The organism is Neisseria sp. CP9, assembly GCF_047758525.1.
Taxonomy (GTDB): domain Bacteria; phylum Pseudomonadota; class Gammaproteobacteria; order Burkholderiales; family Neisseriaceae; genus Neisseria.
Genome location: NZ_CP180502.1, coordinates 1,043,506 through 1,057,998 on the forward strand (window position 1 = coordinate 1,043,506; position 14,493 = coordinate 1,057,998).

29 protein-coding genes are annotated in these 14,493 nt (G+C 42.7%); all 29 read right to left on the minus strand.

The annotated features are described in order from the left end of the window. Positions 1-165 precede the first annotated feature (165 nt). Positions 166-540 carry a 50S ribosomal protein L17 gene (gene rplQ / locus ACMYUL_RS04875; RefSeq protein ID WP_009313013.1) on the minus strand — a complete coding sequence of 125 codons (375 nt, stop codon included), beginning with the start codon at positions 538-540 and terminating at the stop codon, positions 166-168. Between the two features lie 24 nt (positions 541-564). Next, positions 565-1,551, minus strand: coding sequence for a DNA-directed RNA polymerase subunit alpha (locus tag ACMYUL_RS04880; protein ID WP_049229992.1), 987 nt, complete (start codon positions 1,549-1,551; stop codon positions 565-567). A gap of 25 nt (positions 1,552-1,576) precedes the next feature. Then, a complete protein-coding gene (rpsD, locus tag ACMYUL_RS04885) occupies positions 1,577-2,197 on the minus strand; it encodes a 30S ribosomal protein S4 (protein ID WP_003742907.1) in 621 nt (206 codons plus the stop codon). Between the two features lie 15 nt (positions 2,198-2,212). Further along, positions 2,213-2,608, minus strand: coding sequence for a 30S ribosomal protein S11 (gene rpsK / locus ACMYUL_RS04890; protein ID WP_002216249.1), 396 nt, complete (start codon positions 2,606-2,608; stop codon positions 2,213-2,215). Positions 2,609-2,627: 19 nt separating this feature from the next. Beyond that, complete coding sequence (gene rpsM, locus ACMYUL_RS04895; RefSeq protein ID WP_003749295.1) at positions 2,628-2,990, minus strand: 30S ribosomal protein S13; 363 nt, start codon at positions 2,988-2,990, stop codon at positions 2,628-2,630. A 65-nt stretch (positions 2,991-3,055) separates the two neighbouring features. Further along, positions 3,056-3,169 carry a 50S ribosomal protein L36 gene (gene rpmJ / locus ACMYUL_RS04900; protein ID WP_003697674.1) on the minus strand — a complete coding sequence of 38 codons (114 nt, stop codon included), beginning with the start codon at positions 3,167-3,169 and terminating at the stop codon, positions 3,056-3,058. A 19-nt stretch (positions 3,170-3,188) separates the two neighbouring features. Further along, positions 3,189-3,407, minus strand: coding sequence for a translation initiation factor IF-1 (gene infA / locus ACMYUL_RS04905; protein WP_002215452.1), 219 nt, complete (start codon positions 3,405-3,407; stop codon positions 3,189-3,191). 4 nt (positions 3,408-3,411) lie between these two features. Next, the gene (gene secY, locus ACMYUL_RS04910) at positions 3,412-4,725 is read right to left on the minus strand and encodes a preprotein translocase subunit SecY (protein WP_049230002.1); all 1,314 of its coding nucleotides are present in this window, start codon (positions 4,723-4,725) and stop codon (positions 3,412-3,414) included. A 13-nt stretch (positions 4,726-4,738) separates the two neighbouring features. After that, a complete protein-coding gene (gene rplO / locus ACMYUL_RS04915; protein WP_036492727.1) occupies positions 4,739-5,173 on the minus strand; it encodes a 50S ribosomal protein L15 in 435 nt (144 codons plus the stop codon). A 1-nt stretch (position 5,174) separates the two neighbouring features. Then, positions 5,175-5,360: a 50S ribosomal protein L30 gene (rpmD, locus tag ACMYUL_RS04920; protein ID WP_003759717.1), complete on the minus strand. Its 186-nt coding sequence runs from the start codon at positions 5,358-5,360 to the stop codon at positions 5,175-5,177. After that, positions 5,353-5,871, minus strand: coding sequence for a 30S ribosomal protein S5 (gene rpsE, locus ACMYUL_RS04925; protein ID WP_003742903.1), 519 nt, complete (start codon positions 5,869-5,871; stop codon positions 5,353-5,355). Before rpsE ends, rpmD begins: the two co-directional genes overlap by 8 nt. A 17-nt stretch (positions 5,872-5,888) precedes the next feature. Then, entirely contained in the window at positions 5,889-6,242 is a 354-nt protein-coding gene (gene rplR, locus ACMYUL_RS04930; RefSeq protein ID WP_009175230.1) for a 50S ribosomal protein L18, read from the minus strand. 13 nt (positions 6,243-6,255) lie between these two features. Beyond that, a complete protein-coding gene (gene rplF, locus ACMYUL_RS04935) occupies positions 6,256-6,789 on the minus strand; it encodes a 50S ribosomal protein L6 (protein WP_415772384.1) in 534 nt (177 codons plus the stop codon). A gap of 13 nt (positions 6,790-6,802) precedes the next feature. After that, positions 6,803-7,195, minus strand: coding sequence for a 30S ribosomal protein S8 (gene rpsH / locus ACMYUL_RS04940; protein ID WP_003742898.1), 393 nt, complete (start codon positions 7,193-7,195; stop codon positions 6,803-6,805). A 14-nt stretch (positions 7,196-7,209) separates the two neighbouring features. After that, positions 7,210-7,515 (minus strand): 30S ribosomal protein S14, encoded by a 306-nt coding sequence (rpsN, locus tag ACMYUL_RS04945; protein WP_003684736.1) that lies wholly within the window; start codon positions 7,513-7,515, stop codon positions 7,210-7,212. 2 nt (positions 7,516-7,517) lie between these two features. Beyond that, positions 7,518-8,057, minus strand: coding sequence for a 50S ribosomal protein L5 (gene rplE, locus ACMYUL_RS04950; protein WP_003759725.1), 540 nt, complete (start codon positions 8,055-8,057; stop codon positions 7,518-7,520). Between the two features lie 9 nt (positions 8,058-8,066). Next, entirely contained in the window at positions 8,067-8,390 is a 324-nt protein-coding gene (rplX, locus tag ACMYUL_RS04955) for a 50S ribosomal protein L24 (RefSeq protein WP_016686309.1), read from the minus strand. 11 nt (positions 8,391-8,401) lie between these two features. Further along, complete coding sequence (gene rplN / locus ACMYUL_RS04960; RefSeq protein ID WP_002215434.1) at positions 8,402-8,770, minus strand: 50S ribosomal protein L14; 369 nt, start codon at positions 8,768-8,770, stop codon at positions 8,402-8,404. A gap of 225 nt (positions 8,771-8,995) precedes the next feature. Next, positions 8,996-9,259 carry a 30S ribosomal protein S17 gene (gene rpsQ, locus ACMYUL_RS04965; protein ID WP_003707145.1) on the minus strand — a complete coding sequence of 88 codons (264 nt, stop codon included), beginning with the start codon at positions 9,257-9,259 and terminating at the stop codon, positions 8,996-8,998. Then, entirely contained in the window at positions 9,259-9,450 is a 192-nt protein-coding gene (rpmC, locus tag ACMYUL_RS04970; RefSeq protein ID WP_003675882.1) for a 50S ribosomal protein L29, read from the minus strand. Before rpmC ends, rpsQ begins: the two co-directional genes overlap by 1 nt. Beyond that, a complete protein-coding gene (gene rplP / locus ACMYUL_RS04975; protein ID WP_003675880.1) occupies positions 9,450-9,866 on the minus strand; it encodes a 50S ribosomal protein L16 in 417 nt (138 codons plus the stop codon). Before rplP ends, rpmC begins: the two co-directional genes overlap by 1 nt. Beyond that, on the minus strand, positions 9,850-10,545 hold the full coding sequence (rpsC, locus tag ACMYUL_RS04980; protein ID WP_003675878.1) for a 30S ribosomal protein S3: 696 nt from the start codon (positions 10,543-10,545) through the stop codon (positions 9,850-9,852). Before rpsC ends, rplP begins: the two co-directional genes overlap by 17 nt. A gap of 9 nt (positions 10,546-10,554) precedes the next feature. Continuing rightward, positions 10,555-10,884, minus strand: coding sequence for a 50S ribosomal protein L22 (gene rplV, locus ACMYUL_RS04985; RefSeq protein WP_003675877.1), 330 nt, complete (start codon positions 10,882-10,884; stop codon positions 10,555-10,557). 8 nt (positions 10,885-10,892) lie between these two features. After that, positions 10,893-11,171, minus strand: a complete 279-nt coding sequence (gene rpsS / locus ACMYUL_RS04990) for a 30S ribosomal protein S19 (protein WP_002215422.1) — start codon at positions 11,169-11,171, stop codon at positions 10,893-10,895. Between the two features lie 5 nt (positions 11,172-11,176). Beyond that, entirely contained in the window at positions 11,177-12,010 is an 834-nt protein-coding gene (gene rplB, locus ACMYUL_RS04995) for a 50S ribosomal protein L2 (protein ID WP_070515208.1), read from the minus strand. Between the two features lie 5 nt (positions 12,011-12,015). After that, positions 12,016-12,330, minus strand: a complete 315-nt coding sequence (gene rplW, locus ACMYUL_RS05000) for a 50S ribosomal protein L23 (RefSeq protein ID WP_002231529.1) — start codon at positions 12,328-12,330, stop codon at positions 12,016-12,018. Next, the gene (rplD, locus tag ACMYUL_RS05005) at positions 12,327-12,947 is read right to left on the minus strand and encodes a 50S ribosomal protein L4 (RefSeq protein ID WP_049228594.1); all 621 of its coding nucleotides are present in this window, start codon (positions 12,945-12,947) and stop codon (positions 12,327-12,329) included. Before rplD ends, rplW begins: the two co-directional genes overlap by 4 nt. Then, a complete protein-coding gene (gene rplC, locus ACMYUL_RS05010; RefSeq protein ID WP_003675875.1) occupies positions 12,947-13,591 on the minus strand; it encodes a 50S ribosomal protein L3 in 645 nt (214 codons plus the stop codon). The genes rplD and rplC overlap by 1 nt, the downstream gene beginning before the upstream one ends. Before the next feature lie 339 nt (positions 13,592-13,930). Then, complete coding sequence (locus tag ACMYUL_RS05015) at positions 13,931-14,434, minus strand: hypothetical protein (RefSeq protein WP_070515210.1); 504 nt, start codon at positions 14,432-14,434, stop codon at positions 13,931-13,933. Positions 14,435-14,493: the final 59 nt, after the last annotated feature.

A 14,493-nucleotide genomic window follows, 5' to 3' on the forward strand; every position in this document is an offset into this window, starting at 1 on the left:
CTCTATCTATGGCAAACTCACTTACCTATCATTACAAAACAGAAAGAATAACTTCAATATACCGAGAGTATTTTAAATAGAGCATTTAAAATACTCAAAAGGTAGCTTGCATATAACAAAACACCATTTGAGAAAACAAATGGTGTTTTGTTATGGTGTATTAGATTACTCGGCAGCTTCTGCTGCTTTGTCTACTAATTCAATCAATGCCAAAGGTGCATTGTCGCCTTTGCGGAAACCATATTTCAGTACACGAACATAACCGCCATTACGGGCAGCAAAACGTGGACCTAACTCATCAAACAATTTAACTACAACATCACGATCACGAGTGCGGTCAAATGCCAAACGACGGTTTGCCAAGGAAGGTTTTTTACCCAATGTAATCAAGGGTTCTACTACGCGGCGCAATTCTTTAGCTTTAGGCAAAGTTGTCACAATAGTCTCGTGAGTCAACAATGAGTTCGCCATATTACGCAGCATTGCAGCGCGATGGCTGCTTGTACGGTTTAATTTGCGGTTACCATTACGATGACGCATGTCATTATCCTTTAATCTTCAAACTTACGGCTTTTCTAAGCCTACAGGCGGCCAAGCTTCCAATTTGGAACCTAGTGTCAAGCCTTTAGATGCCAACACTTCTTTGATTTCATTCAAAGATTTACGACCCAAATTCGGAGTTTTAAGAAGCTCTGTTTCAGTACGTTGAATCAAATCGCCGATATAATAAATATCTTCAGCTTTCAGACAATTAGCTGAACGTACAGTTAATTCCAAATCATCTACCGGACGCAGCAGGATAGGGTCAATAGGAGGAGCTTTTTCTTCAACTTCTTCTACTGGAGTACCTTGCAAATCAGCAAAGATAGACATTTGATCAATTAAAATACGAGCGGCACTACGTACAGCTTCTTCAGGATCAATAGAACCATCAGTTTCAATATCCAAAACCAATTTATCTAAATCCGTACGCTGCTCTACGCGTGCAGGTTCAACTTCAAAGCTAACACGACTGATGGGCGAAAAGCTCGCATCCAACTGAATTGCACCAATCTGGCGGTTTTCATCGCGCACAACACGACGACCGGAAACAGATTGATAGCCACGCCCCTGCTCAACTTTGATTTCCATCTCAATTTGACCATTCTCGGCCAAATGACAAATAATATGCTCAGGATTTAAAATTTCCACATCATGTGGTAATTCAATATCACCGGCAACTACTGTACCGGCCCCTGACTTTTTCAAAGTTAACTGAACTTGGCCACGCCCATGCAGCTTAAATACAATACCTTTGACATTCAACAAAATATCGACGACATCTTCTTGAACGCCATCAACAGTAGAGTATTCGTGCAATACACCGGAAATGGCCACTTCAGTAGGAGCAAAACCATTCATGGATGACAGTAAGATACGACGCAAAGCATTACCTAAAGTATGACCAAAACCGCGCTCAAACGGCTGCATAGATACTTTTGCACGAGTGGTAGATAAAGTATCGACATCAATTTGACGAGGTTTCAAAAATTCGGTTGTGCTATTTTGCATTTAACTGTCCCTCACTGAGCTAGCGTTATTTAGAGTAGAATTCTACCACCAGCTGTTCATTAATATCGCCAGTTAATTCTGAACGATCCGGCATATTTTTAAATACGCCTTCCAATTTGTCTGCATCAACAGAAACCCAGCTTGGTAAACCGATTTGAGTTGCCAGACTTAAAGCTTCCTGGATACGAACCTGTTTTTTAGCTTTCTCACGAACAGCTACAACATCACCAGCTTTAACTTGGAAAGAAGGAATATTTACAACCTGACCGTTAACGGTAATTGCTTTATGAGAAACCAGCTGACGCGCCTCAGCACGAGTCGAGCCAAATCCCATGCGATATACTACATTATCCAAACGAGACTCTAACAATTGCAGCAGCAATTCACCAGTAGAGCCTTTACGTCGATCTGCTTCTGCAAAATAGCGGCGGAATTGACGTTCCAATACGCCATAAATACGACGAATCTTTTGCTTCTCACGTAATTGCAAACCATAGTCGGACAAACGCGGTTTTTTTGCGCCGTGCTGACCAGGAGCGGAGTCCAGTTTACATTTAGAATCCAAAGAACGACGAGCGCTCTTCAAAAATAAATCAGTACCTTCACGGCGTGCTAATTTACATTTAGGGCCAATATAACGTGCCATGTTTCAATCACTCCTTTAAATACGACGTTTTTTAGGCGGACGGCAACCGTTATGAGGCAACGGAGTAACGTCGGTAATACTGGTAATTTTAAAACCAAGAGCGTTGAGTGCACGTACAGAAGACTCTCGACCGGGACCAGGGCCTTTTATACGAACTTCTAAATTTTTAACGCCATATTCTTGGGCAACTTTACCAGCTGCTTCTGCAGCCACTTGAGCTGCAAACGGTGTACTTTTACGAGAACCTTTAAAACCAGCGCCGCCAGAGGTAGCCCAAGACAATGCATTGCCTTGACGGTCAGTGATTGTAATGATGGTATTGTTGAAAGAAGCATGTACATGCACAATACCTTCGCTTACGGTTTTACGTACTTTTTTACGTACACGCGAAGCTGTGTTTGCTTTAGCCATTAATAAAATTCCTTAAAAATTATTTTTTACCAGCAATCGCTTTACGCGGACCTTTGCGGGTACGAGCGTTTGTGCGAGTGCGTTGACCACGACAAGGCAAACCTCGACGATGACGGAAACCACGGTAACAACCCATGTCCATCAATCGTTTGATGCTCATCGTTACCTCACGGCGCAAATCGCCTTCCACTTCATACTTGGCAACTTGTTCACGCAAAGCGTCTAATTGAGCCTCGTCCAAATCTTTTGCTTTTGTAGTGGGAGCAATATTTGCTGCCTCGCAAATTAATTTAGCACGAGTAGCACCGATACCATAAATAGCCTGCAAGCCAATTACGATATGTGCATTATTAGGGATATTTACCCCTGCAATACGAGCCATATTTTTTCCTTTAAACGGCAAAGTTCGTCACTATACCACAAAGTCTTGCTAAAAGAAAAGTTCCCTTAACCTTGACGCTGTTTGTGACGAGGATCAGTACAAATTACACGAACCACTCGATTACGACGGATAATCTTACAGTTGCGGCAAATTTTCTTTACAGACGGTTGTACACGCATTATCTTTCCTTATATCGTTTTATCTAGCTCGGAAGACAATCCGAGCTCGAGTTAAATCATAAGGTGTCAGTTCTACCGTCACCTTATCCCCAGGAGAGATCCGGATATAGTGCATACGCATTTTCCCGGAAATATGACCTAATACAATATGGTCATTCTCAAGCTTTACTTTAAAAGTTGCGTTAGGTAGAGTTTCAAGAATCTCCCCCTGCATTTGTATGGTATCTTCTTTAGCCATAATTCTACTTACGTGATAAAGATTTCATATCAAGACCGCTCATTAAACTCTCATATTGCTGAGTCATGCGGTAAGAGTTAATTTGGGTACTAAAGTCCATTGTCACCACGACTAAAATCAGTAAAGATGTACCACCCAAATAAAAAGGAACATTCAAAGCTGTTGTCAAAAATTCTGGAATTAAACAAATAGTTGTAATATATAATGCACCAAACAAAGTGAGGCGCAATACAACCTGCTCCAGATACTGAGAAGTTTGCTTACCAGGTCGAATTCCCGGCACAAAAGCACCGCTTTTCTTCAAATTCTCTGCCATTTCTTTTGGACTAAAAACCAAGGCTGTATAAAAATAGCAGAAGAAAATAATTGTCACTGTAAATAACAAAATATATAAAGCTTGCCCATGCTGAAGCAAACCAGCAATTTTATGCAACAAACTACCGGTATCATTAGAACCAAACCAGCTTAACAAAGTGGATGGAAACAAAATAATACTTGACGCAAAAATAGGAGGAATGACGCCTGCCATATTCAACTTAAAGGGCATATGTGTATTAGAACCTTGCATTACACCACTACCAACTTGGCGTTTCGCATAATGCACGGGAACTTTACGCTGTGCACTTTCAAAATATACAACAATATAAATTAATAGCAATGCACCAATAACAATTGACACAGCCGTAGGCATACCAATTGATCCTTGACTCGTTAAAGCTAATAATCTTGCTATACCGGAAGGAATACCGGCAGCGATACCAGCAGTAATAATCAAGGAAATTCCATTCCCAATCCCACGCTCCGTAATCTGCTCACCTAACCACATCAGGAACATTGTACCTGTGACTAAGCTCACTACCGTAGAAATATGGAACTCCAAAGAATTAGTGACAACCACACCTTGCTGGAATACAAAGGTAGCCACACCAAAACTCTGTAAGATGGCTAATAGCACTGTACCGTATCTTGTATATTTTGTAATAACTTTTCGACCCGCCTCCCCTTCCTTTTTTAATGCCTTTAAAGAAGGAATAATTTCAGAGGCCAACTGAACAATTATTGATGCTGAAATATATGGCATTATGCCAATTGCGAATATACTAAAGCGCTCTAACGAACCACCAGAAAACATGTTCAACATGCCTAGTATGCCGTTCCCAGCGCTTTCGTATAATTTAGCTAAAGCAACAGCATCTACGCCAGGTACAGGGATATGGGCTCCAATACGAAAAACAATTAACGCCCCTAAAAGAAACGTTAGACGTTTTTTCAGATCTCCAAATTTGGACAAGCCTGATAAAGATTGTTGATTAGCCACTATAATGCAAGCCTTATTCTTCCACTTTACCACCAGCAGCTTCAATTGCTGCTTTAGCCCCTTTAGTGGCTTTAATGCCCCTCAGGACAACAGCTTTTGAAAGCACACCAGAGGCAATAACTTTCACATTGGAAACAGTTGTAGGAACCAGCCCAGCTTGCTTGAGAACTAATACATCAATCTCATTCACAGCGAGCAAGTTCAATTCACTCAAACGAATCTCAGCATTTGCAGCAGCAGTCAACGATTTGAAACCACGTTTTGGTAGGCGACGTTGCAAAGGCATTTGACCACCTTCAAAACCTACTTTATGAAAACCACCAGAACGGCTTTTTTGACCTTTATGACCACGACCACCGGTTTTACCTAAACCGCTACCAATACCACGACCTACACGACGACGAGCGTGGGTAGCACCCTCAGCAGGTTGAATAGAATTTAGAAACATATCAAGACTCCACTTTCAACAAGTAGCTGATTTTGTTAATCATGCCACGGTTTTCAGGGGTATCTAAAACCTCTACTGTATGCTCACGATGACGCAAACCTAAACCACGAGCACATGCACGATGAGATTCAATTGTACCAATCAGGCTCTTCACCAATGTAACTTTAATCTTTTTTTGCTCAGTCATGGCTTGCTCCTAAAATGTCTTCTACTGTTAAGCCACGTTTAGCAGCGATATCAGCAGGTGTATACAACTTAGACAAGCCGTCTAATGTAGCTCGTACAATGTTATAAGGATTTGTAGAACCATGTACTTTAGCAGAAATGTTATGAATACCCATAGCATCGAAAACTAAGCGCATAGGACCACCTGCCTTTACACCACTACCTTCTTTAGCAGGTTGCATAAAGACTTTGGTAGCACCATGACGTCCAATAACCTCATGATGAATCGTACCATTTTTTAGAGGTACTTTAATCATAGAGCGACGAGCCTGATCCATTGCTTTTTGAACAGCTACCGGCACTTCTTTTGACTTACCTTTGCCCATACCAATACGACCATCACCATCACCAACAACTGTTAGCGCAGAGAAAGCCATGATACGACCACCTTTAACTACTTTAGTTACGCGATTAACTGCGACCATTTTTTCAATCAGGCCGTCACCACGTTCTTCAATTTCATGTTTTGCCATCTGAAAGTCTCCAATTATTAGAAGCTTAAACCATTTTCACGTGCAGCTTCAGCCAAAGCTTTCACACGACCGTGATATTGGAAACCTGAACGATCAAAAGCAACTTTTTCTACACCTACTGCTTTAGCTTTCTCAGCAATGCGCTTTCCTACTACTGCAGCTGCCTCGACGTTGCTACCAGATTTCAGACTACCACGCACTTCAGCTTCCAATGTAGAGGCTTGAGCCAATACTTTATCACCCTCAGCACTAATTACTTGAGCATAAATATGATTATTGCTACGGAACACACATAATCTTACCATTTTCAAGTCCGCAATACGTGCACGGGTTTTGCGTGCACGACGGAGTCGGGTTGTATGTTTATCCATTAGTGAACCTCAATTATTTTTTCTTGGCTTCTTTCATCACTACCACTTCACCTACATAACGAACACCCTTGCCTTTATAAGGCTCAGGAGAACGGAATGCACGAATTTCAGCAGCGACTTGACCAACTACTTGTTTATCTGCACCAGTCAAAACGATCTCTGTTTGGCTAGGAGTTTGAACAGAAACACCTTCAGGCATTTCATATACGATTGGATGAGAAAAACCCAAAGACAAATTCAAAACTTTGCCTTGAGCTTGAGCACGGTAACCCACACCAATCAATTGTAGTTTTTTCTCAAAACCTTCTGAAACACCTTTAACCATATTATTAACTAATGCACGAGCAGTACCTGACATAGAATTTGCCTGTTTACTGTCATTTTTTGCAGCAAAAGTTAATTTACCATCGTTTAATTCAATGGCGACATCAGAATGCAAAGGAAAGGACAACTCGCCATTCTTACCCTTGATAACCAATGCTTCTGTTCCAAATTTTACTTCTACACCAGCAGGAACAGTCACTGGGTTTTTTGCGACACGTGACATTTACTTTTCTCCACTAGGCTACAATGCACAACAACTCACCACCAACACCCTCAGAACGAGCCTTGCGGTCAGTCATCACACCTTTAGAAGTACTAACAATAGCGATACCCAAGCCATTCATAACATTAGGAATTTCGCTAGAAGCTTTGTAAATACGCAAACCTGGACGTGAAACACGTTTAATTTGCTCAATCACAGGGCGACCTGCATAGTATTTCAATTGAATTTCCAATACCGGCTTCGCATCAGCAGAAACCGAAAAATCCTCGATATAACCTTCTTCTTTCAAGACTTTTGCAATTGCACACTTTAATTTGGAAGAAGGCATGGCAACTACTACCTTATTAGCACGTTGCGCATTACGAATACGAGTCAACATATCGGAAATAGGATCATGCATACTCATTATTAATACTCCTATTACCAGCTAGCTTTAACAACACCCGGAATCTCGCCACGCATAGCGATTTCACGGATTTTAATACGACCCAAACCGAATTTACGGAAAGTACCACGAGGACGGCCTGTCAAAGCACAACGACGGCGTTGACGTACAGGAGCTGCATTACGCGGAATGGATTGGAATTTCAGACGAGCTTCAAAACGCTCCTCTTCAGTTGCATTCGCATCATTAATAACAGCAAAAATTGCCTCACGTTTGGCTGCAAACTTTTTCGCCAAAGCTTGACGTTTCAGTTCACGATTAATAAGTGCTTTCTTAGCCATGATTATCCTTTAAACGGAAACTTGAACAGCGACAATAAAGCTTTAGCTTCTTCATCAGTTTTTGCAGTAGTTGTAATAGTAATATTCAAACCACGCAAAGCATCAATTTTATCGTATTCAATTTCCGGGAAAATGATTTGCTCGCGAACACCCATGTTGTAATTACCACGTCCATCAAAAGATTTGCCACTTACACCACGGAAGTCACGTACTCGAGGTAATGCAATAGTAATCAAACGATCCAAGAATTCGAACATTTGATCACGACGCAATGTTACTTTGCAACCTACAGGATAATTATCGCGAATTTTAAAGCCAGCGATAGATTTACGAGCAACAGTAACTACTGGTTTTTGACCAGCAATTTTCTCTAAATCAGATACTGCGTGCTCCATAACTTTTTTATCAGCAACGGCCTCTCCAACCCCCATATTTAAAGTAATTTTTTCAATACGAGGAACTTCCATTACTGACTTGTAACCAAATTGTTTAATCAATTCAGGAACAACTGTATCTTTATAAAACTCTCTCAAACGAGCCATGTTATCTCCTTACGCTCCAATAACAGAGCCATTTGATTTGAAGAAACGAACGCGCTTAACTTTGCCTTCATTCTCAATCAGTTTAATACCAACACGGTCTGCTTTATTAGTTTCCGGATTCAGGATTGCAACATTAGAAATATCCAACGGCATTTCTTTTGAAACAATACCACCTTCAATACCACGCATCGGATTAGGTTTTTGGTGACGTTTTACAACATTAACACCTTCAACCACAACTTTACTACCCAATACGCGAACTACTTGACCTTGCTTACCTTTATCCTTACCAGTGATCACAACAACTTGGTCACCTTTAATGATTTTATTCATCGCGCTATTCCTTATAACACTTCAGGCGCCAATGAAACGATTTTCATAAATCGCTCAGTACGCAACTCGCGGGTTACCGGTCCAAAAATACGTGTACCCAGAGGTTCAAGTTTATTGTTTAACAACACGGCGGCGTTGTTATCAAATTTAATCAACGCACCATCAGGACGACGCACACCTTTAGCAGTACGAACAACAACCGCATTGTACACATCACCTTTTTTGACACGACCACGTGGGGCCGCATCTTTAACTGCGACTTTAATAATATCGCCAACAGAAGCGTAGCGACGCTTAGATCCGCCCAACACTTTGATGCACATCACGCGACGCGCACCAGAGTTATCAGCCACATCTAAGATGGTCTGCATTTGAATCATATTAGTACCTTTAAATTAACCAACTTAATTTACCATTTTCATATAACTCGCCCACTTATTTAAATTGAGCTAACTAAATGAAACCATCATGGTTCTAGTAAACCAGTCTTGGATCCCGAAGGGAAGAAACTTCCAGAAGAAACTGAAAGATAAGAAACGAAGTTTACACGCAAATTCACTTTGGCGCAACACTTCGTTTCTTATTAAAGCTAACTGTCTTAGATTTTAAACAGTACGTGCTTTCTCAACCAGTTCTTTAACAACCCAAGATTTGGTTTTTGACAGTGGACGAGATTCCGCAATTACTACTACATCACCAATTCCATATTGATTATTTTCATCATGGGCATGGATTTTAGTTGATAAACGGATGATTTTACCGTACAGAGGGTGTTTCACTTTACGCTCAACCAGCACTGTAACAGTTTTGTCCATTTTGTCGCTTACCACTTTGCCTTGCAAAGTACGAACATTTTTATTTTCGCTCATTACTTAGCACCTTTTTCAGTTAAAATGGTTTTAATACGAGCAATATCGCGACGTACACGTTTTAATTCGCTTGGCTTACCCAATTGACCAGTTGCGTTTTGCATACGTAAGCCAAACTGAGCTTTCAACAAGTCCAACAAATCTGCATTTAATTGCTCAATAGATTTGTCTTTCAATTCATTTGCTTTCATTATTGACCTACCTGTCTTACTACAAAGGTCGTAGGAATAGGCAATTTGGCAGCGGCCAATTCAAATGCTTCGCGAGCCAATGCCTCTGGAACACCGTCCATTTCATACAACACTTTGCCTGGTTTGATTTCGGCAATGTAATATTCCACGTTACCTTTACCGCCACCCATACGAACTTGAATAGGTTTTTCAGTAATTGGTTTATCAGGGAATACACGAATCCAAATACGACCACCACGTTTAATGTGGCGAGTCATTGTACGACGAGCAGCTTCGATTTGGCGGGCAGTCAAACGGCCACGACCAACGGCTTTCAAACCGAACTCACCGAAACTTACTTTGTTACCGCGAGTAGCAATACCAGTATTGCGACCTTTTTGTTGCTTGCGGTATTTCAGTCTAGTTGGCTGCAGCATTACGTCCACCTGCCTTTCTTTGTTTCTTTTCATGCTCAGGTTTAGCTGAAGTCTTTACATTACCTTCAGTATAGACCCAAACTTTCAGACCCAGCACGCCATAAGTGGTATGGGCTTCGCTAGTCGCATAATCTACGTTGGCACGCAAAGTATGCAGCGGTACGCGACCTTCACGATACCATTCGCTACGAGCAATATCTGCACCATTCAGACGACCTGAGGTCATAATCTTGATGCCTTTTGCGCCTGAACGCATAGCATTTTGCATTGCGCGCTTCATAGCACGGCGGAATTGAACGCGTTTTTCTAATTGCTGTGCAATACCATCAGCAATAATTTGCGCATCCAATTCAGGTTTACGGATTTCTTCGATATTCACATGAACAGGCACGCCCATCAAGGCTTGCAAATCACGTTTCAGAACTTCGATATCCTCACCTTTTTTACCAATTACTACGCCTGGACGAGCAGAGTGAATAGTAATACGTGCAGATTTCGCAGGACGCTCAATAACTACGCGACCAACAGAAGCATTCGCCAATTTTTTACGCAGATAGTTACGAACATCAATATCTTGTTTCAAAACAGCAGAAAAGTCGGTGCTTTTAGCAAACCATTTTGAAGCCCAGTCTTTAGTTACCGCCAGGCGAAAGCCTGTAGGGTTAATCTTTTGTCCCATAGCTTTTCCTTAGTTGCCCACTGTCACATTGATATGACAAGTTTGTTTTTCAATGCGGTTACCGCGACCTTTGGCACGAGCTTGGAAACGTTTCAAGCTTGGACCTTTGTCAACAAAGATAGTGACCACTTTCAACTCATCAATGTCGGCACCGTTATTGTGCTCGGCATTAGCAATAGCTGATTCCAATACTTTTTTAATCAACTCAGCACCTTTTTTAGGACTGAAAGTCAAAATATTCAAAGCTTGGGCAACGTCTTTACCGCGAATCAAATCAGCTACCAAACGAGCTTTTTGAGCTGAAATACGGGCATTTTTATGTTGTGCATTTACTCTCATGATTCACCTTATTTCTTTTTAGCCTTTTTATCAGCCAAGTGGCCTTTAAAGGTACGGGTCAATGAGAATTCACCTAATTTATGACCAACCATGTTATCGCTGATAAACACGGGCACATGGGTGCGGCCGTTGTGTACAGCAATGGTCAGACCGATAAAATCAGGCAGAATGGTAGAACGACGAGACCAGGTTTTAATCGGGCGTTTGTCGTTGCTTGCACGAGCAGCATCTACTTTTTTCAGCAAATGCAGGTCTACATATGGGCCTTTTTTCAATGAACGAGCCATACTAATTAACCTTTATTTGAGTAACGACGACGAACAATCATGTTATCCGTGCGTTTGTTATTACGAGTGCGGTAGCCTTTAGCAGGAGTACCCCATGGACTAACCGGTTCGCGAGCTTCACCGGTACGACCTTCACCACCACCATGCGGGTGATCGACAGGGTTCATGACAACACCACGAACGGTCGGACGAATACCGCGCCAACGATTGGCACCGGCTTTACCGATTTTTTTCAGGCTTTGCTCTTCGTTACCGACTTCACCGATGGTTGCACGGCAATCTACGTTGATTTTACGAACTTCGCCAGAGCGCAGACGGATTTGAGCGTATGCGCCTTCTTTAGCCAGCAATACCGCAGAAGCACCGGCAGAACGTGCAATTTGAGCACCTTTGCCAGGTTTCATTTCGATACAGTGGATAGTCGTACCAACGGGGATGTTGCGAATCGGCAGGGTGTTACCTACTTTGATGGCAGCTTCAGCACCGGAAACCAATACAGCACCAGCTTGAATACCGCGAGGAGCGATGATGTAGCGACGCTCACCGTCTGCATAGCACAACAGCGCAATGAAGGCAGTACGGTTAGGATCGTATTCGATACGCTCTACTTTTGCAGGGATACCGTCTTTGTTACGTTTAAAGTCTACAACACGGTAATGGTGTTTATGACCGCCGCCTTTGTGACGGGTGGTGATATGACCATTATTGTTACGACCGGCAGTAGAATTTTTCTTTTCGAGCAAAGGTGCATAAGGCGCACCTTTGTGCAAACCTTCTGTTACCACGCGAACCATGCCGCGACGGCCTGCAGAAGTTGGCTTCATTTTAACGATTGCCATTTTGTTTATTCCTTATCTGCAGCTGCAGCAGCGGCTTCCAAATCCAACTCTTGACCGGCAGCCAAGCTTACATAAGCTTTTTTAACATCGCTGCGGCGGCCCAAAGTACGACCAAAACGCTTAGTTTTGCCTTTAGTGGTAACGGTAGTTACAGAAGCAACTTGAACACCGAACAGCAGCTCAACAGCAGCTTTGATTTCAGGTTTGGTTGCATTTGCCAAAACTTTAAACGTCATTTGGTTGCGTTTTTCAGCCAATACGTTGCTTTTTTCAGAAACGATAGGTGCCAAAATCACTTGAGTCAAACGTTGTTGATTCATACCCATTGCTCCTCTAATTGTGCAACCGCATCTTTAGTGATGATTACTTTTTTGTAACGCAGCAAGCTGTAAGGATCAACTTGTTGAGCTTCCAAAACCAACACGTTTGGCAAGTTGCGTGAAGCCAAGTAAACATTCTCATCGAGCTGTTTGGTTACAAACAGCACTTGCTCCAGACCCAGATTTTTCACTTGTTCAGCAAAAACTTTGGTTTTAGGAGTTTCAGCAGTCAACGCTTCGATAGCAAACAAACGTTCGTCACGGGCCAATTGGGACAGGATAGTCGCCATACCGGCACGGTACATTTTACGGTTTACTTTTTGAGTGAAGTTTTCGTCGGGTTTGTTCGGGAACGCACGACCACCTTTACGCCACAGCGGAGAAGAAGTCATACCGGAACGGGCACGGCCGGTACCTTTTTGACGCCATGGTTTTTTGGTTGAGTGTTTTACTTCGGCACGGTTTTTTTGAGCACGGTTGCCAGAACGGGCGTTTGCCAAGTAGGCATTTACCAGCTGATGAACCAACGCCTCATTGTATTCGCGAGCGAACAAAGCATCAGAAACAGACAGACTGCCTGAAACTTGTCCTTTAGCGTCAATTACTTTCAATTCCATTACGCACCTACTTTCACGCTAGGACGAACTACAACATCGCTGTTGACCGCACCCGGAACAGCACCCTTAACCAACAGCAGTTGGCGTTCTGCATCAACACGGACAACTTCCAGTTTTTGGACAGTTGCTTTGGTGTTGCCGTATTGACCGGCCATGCGTTTACCGGGGAACACGCGACCTGGGTCTTGCGCCATACCGATAGAACCTGGAACACGGTGAGAACGGGAGTTACCGTGGGAAGTACGTTGGGCACCGAAGTTATGACGTTTGATCGTACCGGAGAAACCTTTACCTTTAGAGGTACCGGTTACATCGACCAATTGACCGACTTCAAACATAGAAACGGTGATTTCGTCACCGGCTTTCAATTCAGCCAGTTTTTCTTCAGTCAAAGCAAACTCAATCAAACCGCGACCGGCCTCAACACCTGCTTTTGCAAAGTGCCCGGCTTCGGCTTTGTTGACACGGTTAGCTTTTTTCTGACCAAAGGTAACTTGAACGGCAGTATAGCCGTCAGCATCTTTGGATTTTACTTGTGTAACGCGGTTGGCAGACATATCCAAAACGGTTACCGGAACAGAAACACCCTGTTCGTCAAACACGCGGGTCATACCAACTTTGCGTCCAACCAGACCTAAAGTCATGATTATTTTCCTTTTAAAGTAAAGGGGCGGGCTACGATTGGCCTGCCTTCGGACAATGATAAAACTTGGCACATTTGCACCAAGCCCTGCACTATACCACGACAATAAAGAAGTTTTCAAGCAAAATCTTAGGCTTGCCGCAGATTATTTACCGCTATCCGACAGATTTGAGGTTTACCCAATCCATCGATATTCTGTTCTGAATTTTGACAGTCTTAATTATTGTTCAACGATATAAAAGGTCGTCTGAAATTTCATCTACAACAAAATTTCAGACGACCTCTTCTCAATATATATGGTTTATTTTAAACCACTCAGATGCGCTTCATATCGAAACTGCTATTTCTGCAACTCCGTCGGCGGAGTTTGTTCGGGCTGGCGCGTGTGCAACTTATACCAGCCAAACAGCCGCACTAAACATAAAAAGGCAATAAACGGCATGCACAAGGCGGAAATCAAATAGCGCGGATTGTTGGTATTAAGGACATTCCCGCCCGCTGATAGAGCCAATGCGGCATTAAACCATTCCCACAACGAAGGCACGCTGAAAGCCAACACGGCAATCAATCCCAGCGTTCGAAAAATACCGATAGGCAAAATCTGCCGTTTTAGCACTGTACGGTTTAGCTGCAACAAGACAATCAATCCAAACCCGATGATGAGGACCATGCCGCCGTTTGCAACGATTTGCAGGCTGTTGAAAGCGATATCGGGCGTTACCGCCAGACCGCTGTCTGAAGCAGGCGTCGCTTGCTGCTGAAGGTTAAGCCCTTGAATAATATTTAAAACGAAACCATAAACCATATCGGCAAGCATAATACCTATGGGCAAGGAAGTGAGCATTCGTCTTAGCATGGTTGTGTCAGATAATGATGAAATAAGGTATGAATGGAAAGATGATG

What these genes read in the sequence shown, in the direction of transcription:
- rplQ (WP_009313013.1), bottom strand. Translation starts at nt 540, where the DNA reads ATGCGTCATCGTAATGGTAACCGCAAATTAAACCGTACAAGCAGCCAT.
- ACMYUL_RS04880 (WP_049229992.1), bottom strand. Translation starts at nt 1,551, where the DNA reads ATGCAAAATAGCACAACCGAATTTTTGAAACCTCGTCAAATTGATGTC.
- rpsD (WP_003742907.1), bottom strand. Translation starts at nt 2,197, where the DNA reads ATGGCACGTTATATTGGCCCTAAATGTAAATTAGCACGCCGTGAAGGT.
- rpsK (WP_002216249.1), bottom strand. Translation starts at nt 2,608, where the DNA reads ATGGCTAAAGCAAACACAGCTTCGCGTGTACGTAAAAAAGTACGTAAA.
- rpsM (WP_003749295.1), bottom strand. Translation starts at nt 2,990, where the DNA reads ATGGCTCGTATTGCAGGGGTAAATATCCCTAATAATGCACATATCGTA.
- rpmJ (WP_003697674.1), bottom strand. Translation starts at nt 3,169, where the DNA reads ATGCGTGTACAACCGTCTGTAAAGAAAATTTGCCGCAACTGTAAGATT.
- infA (WP_002215452.1), bottom strand. Translation starts at nt 3,407, where the DNA reads ATGGCTAAAGAAGATACCATACAAATGCAGGGGGAGATTCTTGAAACT.
- rplO (WP_036492727.1), bottom strand. Translation starts at nt 5,173, where the DNA reads ATGTTTCTAAATTCTATTCAACCTGCTGAGGGTGCTACCCACGCTCGT.
- rpmD (WP_003759717.1), bottom strand. Translation starts at nt 5,360, where the DNA reads ATGACTGAGCAAAAAAAGATTAAAGTTACATTGGTGAAGAGCCTGATT.
- rpsE (WP_003742903.1), bottom strand. Translation starts at nt 5,871, where the DNA reads ATGGCAAAACATGAAATTGAAGAACGTGGTGACGGCCTGATTGAAAAA.
- rplR (WP_009175230.1), bottom strand. Translation starts at nt 6,242, where the DNA reads ATGGATAAACATACAACCCGACTCCGTCGTGCACGCAAAACCCGTGCA.
- rplF (WP_415772384.1), bottom strand. Translation starts at nt 6,789, where the DNA reads ATGTCACGTGTCGCAAAAAACCCAGTGACTGTTCCTGCTGGTGTAGAA.
- rpsH (WP_003742898.1), bottom strand. Translation starts at nt 7,195, where the DNA reads ATGAGTATGCATGATCCTATTTCCGATATGTTGACTCGTATTCGTAAT.
- rpsN (WP_003684736.1), bottom strand. Translation starts at nt 7,515, where the DNA reads ATGGCTAAGAAAGCACTTATTAATCGTGAACTGAAACGTCAAGCTTTG.
- rplE (WP_003759725.1), bottom strand. Translation starts at nt 8,057, where the DNA reads ATGGCTCGTTTGAGAGAGTTTTATAAAGATACAGTTGTTCCTGAATTG.
- rplX (WP_016686309.1), bottom strand. Translation starts at nt 8,390, where the DNA reads ATGAATAAAATCATTAAAGGTGACCAAGTTGTTGTGATCACTGGTAAG.
- rplN (WP_002215434.1), bottom strand. Translation starts at nt 8,770, where the DNA reads ATGATTCAAATGCAGACCATCTTAGATGTGGCTGATAACTCTGGTGCG.
- rpsQ (WP_003707145.1), bottom strand. Translation starts at nt 9,259, where the DNA reads ATGAGCGAAAATAAAAATGTTCGTACTTTGCAAGGCAAAGTGGTAAGC.
- rpmC (WP_003675882.1), bottom strand. Translation starts at nt 9,450, where the DNA reads ATGAAAGCAAATGAATTGAAAGACAAATCTATTGAGCAATTAAATGCA.
- rplP (WP_003675880.1), bottom strand. Translation starts at nt 9,866, where the DNA reads ATGCTGCAGCCAACTAGACTGAAATACCGCAAGCAACAAAAAGGTCGC.
- rpsC (WP_003675878.1), bottom strand. Translation starts at nt 10,545, where the DNA reads ATGGGACAAAAGATTAACCCTACAGGCTTTCGCCTGGCGGTAACTAAA.
- rplV (WP_003675877.1), bottom strand. Translation starts at nt 10,884, where the DNA reads ATGAGAGTAAATGCACAACATAAAAATGCCCGTATTTCAGCTCAAAAA.
- rpsS (WP_002215422.1), bottom strand. Translation starts at nt 11,171, where the DNA reads ATGGCTCGTTCATTGAAAAAAGGCCCATATGTAGACCTGCATTTGCTG.
- rplB (WP_070515208.1), bottom strand. Translation starts at nt 12,010, where the DNA reads ATGGCAATCGTTAAAATGAAGCCAACTTCTGCAGGCCGTCGCGGCATG.
- rplW (WP_002231529.1), bottom strand. Translation starts at nt 12,330, where the DNA reads ATGAATCAACAACGTTTGACTCAAGTGATTTTGGCACCTATCGTTTCT.
- rplD (WP_049228594.1), bottom strand. Translation starts at nt 12,947, where the DNA reads ATGGAATTGAAAGTAATTGACGCTAAAGGACAAGTTTCAGGCAGTCTG.
- rplC (WP_003675875.1), bottom strand. Translation starts at nt 13,591, where the DNA reads ATGACTTTAGGTCTGGTTGGACGCAAAGTTGGTATGACCCGCGTGTTT.
- ACMYUL_RS05015 (WP_070515210.1), bottom strand. Translation starts at nt 14,434, where the DNA reads ATGCTCACTTCCTTGCCCATAGGTATTATGCTTGCCGATATGGTTTAT.